We start from the raw sequence: 4,271 nt of genomic DNA, 5'->3' as shown, positions 1-4,271 counted from the left end.
GCGAGGTCCTGAAAATCTGAGCCGGGGTCAAAGCTAAGATCGCTGCCGACGATGCTTGCCGTGCCTTCGGCCACAAGGCCCGTGATCTCATAGCTCAGTGTGCTGCCGTCGTCGTCGCTGTCCACATCTGCGCCAAGCGCTGAAAGGTCCACGCTTACCGCCGCACCGTCTTCTGCTGCTGCCAATGATCCTACCGCCAGCGTCGGACCATCATTTGTACCCGTAACCGTAACCGTGACATCGTTCACCGCCATTGCGCCATGGGCGTCGGTGGCTCTGACTTGGATCACTACATCGCGGGTCTCACCCGCTGCGAGGTCTTGAAAATCTGAGCCGGGGTCAAAGCTAAGATCGCTGCCGACGATGCTTGCCATGCCTTCGGCCACAAGGCCCGTGATCTCATAGCTCAGTGTGCTGCCGTCGTCGTCGCTATCCACATCTGCGCCAAGCGCTGAAAGGTCCACGCTTACCGCCGCCCCGTCTTCTGCTGCTGCCACTGATCCTACCGCAAGCGTCGGACCATCATTTGTACCCGTAACCGTAACCGTGACCGTCGCTTGATCCGTTTCACCATCGGTATCTGTGATTTCGTAGACAAAGGTTTCGGTCGCGACCTCTCCCTCGGCGAGATCATCGAAGGCATCATCGGTTGAGAAGGTGAAACTACCGTCCGAGTCCAAGGTCAGACTTCCGCGATCAGCATCATCAATCAACACAACATTCTGGATGCCGTCCAGCGCAGTATCATTGTCAAGAACATTGCCGGAAACAGACATGTCCTCTTGAACGCCGATGAGATCGTCGCTCGCAATGACCGGATTGTTCCCGGGTGTAACTTCTACTCCATCAACGAAAACTCGAAGCGTTTCGAAGGAATAAACATTGAGGTTAAAAGCCGTAAAGGAGAACCGATCAGATGAGAACCAATGGCCGTAACACCAACCTTGGGTCTCTCCCCCATCATTCAAAAAGTCATAAAACGCGGCAATGTCGGCTTGGACATCGGCCTGCGCCCATTCTGCGTCTGTGAACTCTAAAATGAGGGTATCTTGCCCCCAACCACCCAAATACTTGTCCGACGCGCCGCTATTAACGGACATATTGTAGACTGCTGTATCGTCTCCACGTCCTAAGCTGACAAAATCACTTCCTGCGCCGCCTTGGACTGTATCATCGCCGCGATCAGCCCGAATGACGTCTCTGCCTAATCCGCCATCGATTGAATTGTCACCGTCATCAACCCAGATAAAGTCATTTCCCGATCCGCCAGAGATCGTGTTATCACCGTCGCCAGCAAAAATCTGATCGTGGCCTGAACCGCCGTCAATCAGGTTATTGCCATCGCCAACCCCAATAACATCATGGCCTGATCCACCTAAAATCGTGTTGTTGCCATCGCCAGCAGTAAGCCGGTCGTGGCCCGACCCGCCGTCGATCACGTTGTCGCCCGATCCGCCCCGAATTTTGTCATTTCCGCCAAGACCAGACAGCGTGTCATCTCCGCCTTTGCCATTAATCCTGTCGCGGCCAGATGTCCCGGAAAGAGCTTCCCCAGCGCCTGTTCCAATAAAATTAACCATAATTTCCACCCCCAGCTAAACTGTGGCTGCCTGCGAGCTGAGCTCAAAGTCCCGGAAAGTCTGAAGAATTTTTAATTGAACAAATCCGGCAACAAAATTTTGCCTAATCCAATTCACGGAAAAAATCTTATAACTAACGCAACCTCACATACACACCAATCCAATGTTTACAATCTGAAGCAAATCTCAAACTTATGTCAATTTTATTTGTGGGTGATATCCAATTTGCCGCATGTGTGCGCAAAACCAGTTTGTAAATCTCAGTCGGCAGGCGCTTGTGGTGACGATGTGCGCGGTTTGCCCTGCAAAGGCGTCTAGCCCCAATTTCAGTACAAACAGTTTTGCTTTTCTCAATATGGTTTCTGGGGGTGGGGTACTGAAGAGCGCCCTATTGCGTCCGCTAATTTGTGTTTGTTCTGTACATGTTTTGGACCTCTTCAACCGGTTAACACATTCCGCTGATGTCAGAGCTGCGAGGCCTGATTGCGGACCGTGGCGATTGAAGTCGTTACGCTATGCAGTGATCAACTGTCGGCATAGCGCAAGGTCTCGCTCGGATGTCTTTGGAAGCGGCCGGCTAACTCTTTTTGCCAGTAGAACTGGTCCAAAACCGCGTGGGATGGTTTGAAAGCGAAGTGTTGGACAGGGTTCAACGTCGCGTGGAAGTCTATTTTAAAACACTTTCTCAACTTGAAAATTAACGCAAATTTTGGAGCTTTGAGGCAACTCACACACAAGTTTTGAAGTTCACATGCTACCATATGAAGATTAGAAAACCACTGACCTGCCGCCCGAGGCTCCCTCATTCATAATGAGAGTCTGCGGGTTTGGATTTCATATTCTTCGTCGTCAGTTTGGGCAAGCGCCCTCTCGTTGTTTGTTTCACAAACAACTGTCTGGCAGTGGTCGGGCGCGGAGCCCTGAAATTGCTCAAGCGCTCGGCGCGCTTCTGCGGGTGTTTGGTTCGCCAGCGATGAATGCGGTCTGACGTTATTGTAATCGTATCGCCAAAGGGCCAGCTTGCGGCGGGCGTCGTCTAGGCTGTCGAACCATTCTTCGTTCAGCAGTTCGTCTCGCAAGCTACCATTGAATGATTTAATGAAGGCGTTCTGCTGCGGCTTTCCCGGATCGATGTAGTGCCACTCGACGTCATTCTCATTCGCCCACTTCAGGATCGTGCGACTGGTAAACTCGGTCCCATTATCGCTGACAATGCTGGCGGGCTTGCCGTAGATCCGAACATGGGCATCCAACTCACGGGCGACGCGCGCGCCAGAGATGCTGGTGTCGGCCATGAGGCACAGGTTCTCACGATAGCAATCATCATTCACTGCCAAAATACAGAACTTGCGCGACGCCCCAAACGTGTCAGCCAGGAAGTCCAAGGACCAACGTTCGCCCGGCCGCAGCGCAACGGGCATTGGCGTGCGCGATCCACGCGCCCGTTTTCTCCCTCGGCGTCGCGTGACGCCCAGCTTTTCTTCTGTGTACAGGCGATACAGCTTCTTGTGGTTCATGATCATGCCTCTGCGTTCCAGCATCACACCAATTCACCGATAACCAAACCGGCGGCGTTTATTGGCAATCGCCTTCATCTCTTTGCGAACTTCAGGAATATCCGGCGGTTTGTCGCGCCGGACGGTCTTAGGATCGACACCAACAAGCCTGCACGCCCGACGTTGAGAGATGTCATGATCCCGCATTGCACTGAGCGCTGCCGCTCGCCGCTCGTTTGATGTTGTTAGTTCTTTCCCAGCAAATCCTTCAAGACGACGTTATCCAGCATCGTGTCGGCCAGCAGGCGTTCCAATTTGGCCTTCTCGTCGGTCATTGCCCGCAGCTTCGCCGCATCTGACACTTCCATGCCGCCATACTGCGATTTGAACTTGTAGAACACCCTTGGCTTAGGCTGTGCTTGCGACACACATCCGCAGTCGGCATCCCAGCTTCTTGTTCTTTGATCATCCCAATAATCTGGGCCTCGCTAAATCGGCTCTTGCGCATTCGTTTGCTCCTTCGAAAGGTTGAGCAAACTCTACATCAAACTGAGGGACCTTTCGGGGCGCAGGTCAGCCCCAACCTGACCATCGCGGGAAGCGGCTAACCGCGGCGGTTGCTACTGCGCCAACGCCAAATAGAAAGGCGCATCCGTCTGCACCGGCATGCGCGGTCTAAAAGAACAAGATGCTGCGTTCTCGATCCTGTCTTGCCTGATCGGCCTAGCACAGGACAAGGCCTATACCGAGTTTCGGGAGAAGTTTCTGGCGCGCAAGAACGTGGTCGAGAAGGAGCATACTGATTTGCTCCGGCTCCATAGTCAGGCTGTGCGTCAGCTGGAGACCCGGCTCGCAAACCTGTTGAAGGCAGTTGAGGACGGAGACTATTCTGCCCCGATTGTCGCACAGCTCAACATGCTAGACGTAGACCTAACCCAAGCGCGCGCCAACCGGGACGCCGCAGCCCCAAAGCCGATCACCTTGCCCCAAGACCTGCCTGCGCTCTACCGGGGCGCATGTCGATGATCTGGTGGCCACCCTTTCGGACGAAAGCGTCTCTGGCCGTGCAAGCGAAGAACTCCATCAACTCATTGATTCAGTTGTTGTGACCTGGGACGCTGACAAAGCTACCCCACATGCAATTGCTACTTAGTTATTCAGCGAATTGGCGACAATGCTGGCGGCAACCAGCCCT

The 4,271-nt window shown here is 53.6% G+C and carries 2 protein-coding genes and 1 pseudogene; 1 reads left to right on the top strand and 2 read right to left on the bottom strand.

What is annotated here, in order from left to right:
* Nucleotides 1-1,580: Ig-like domain-containing protein (locus Q1A43_RS22335; protein ID WP_299939047.1), on the bottom strand; the 1,580-nt coding region annotated here is incomplete at its 3' end.
* Nucleotides 1,581-2,386: 806 nt separating this feature from the next.
* A pseudogene (locus tag Q1A43_RS22330) lies at nucleotides 2,387-3,584 on the bottom strand (IS3 family transposase).
* Nucleotides 3,585-3,742: 158 nt separating this feature from the next.
* Here Q1A43_RS22330 and Q1A43_RS22325 point away from each other — a divergent pair.
* A complete protein-coding gene (locus tag Q1A43_RS22325; RefSeq protein WP_299939046.1) occupies nucleotides 3,743-4,102 on the top strand; it encodes a hypothetical protein in 360 nt (119 codons plus the stop codon).
* Nucleotides 4,103-4,271 lie beyond the last annotated feature (169 nt).

This window comes from uncultured Pelagimonas sp. (assembly GCF_947498515.1).
Taxonomy (GTDB): Bacteria; Pseudomonadota; Alphaproteobacteria; order Rhodobacterales; family Rhodobacteraceae; genus Pelagimonas.
Note: the sequence above shows the minus strand (reverse complement) of the source record. Positions and strands in the feature narration are given on the sequence as shown.

What these genes read in the sequence shown, in the direction of transcription:
- Q1A43_RS22325 (WP_299939046.1), top strand. Translation starts at nt 3,743, where the DNA reads ATGCGCGGTCTAAAAGAACAAGATGCTGCGTTCTCGATCCTGTCTTGC.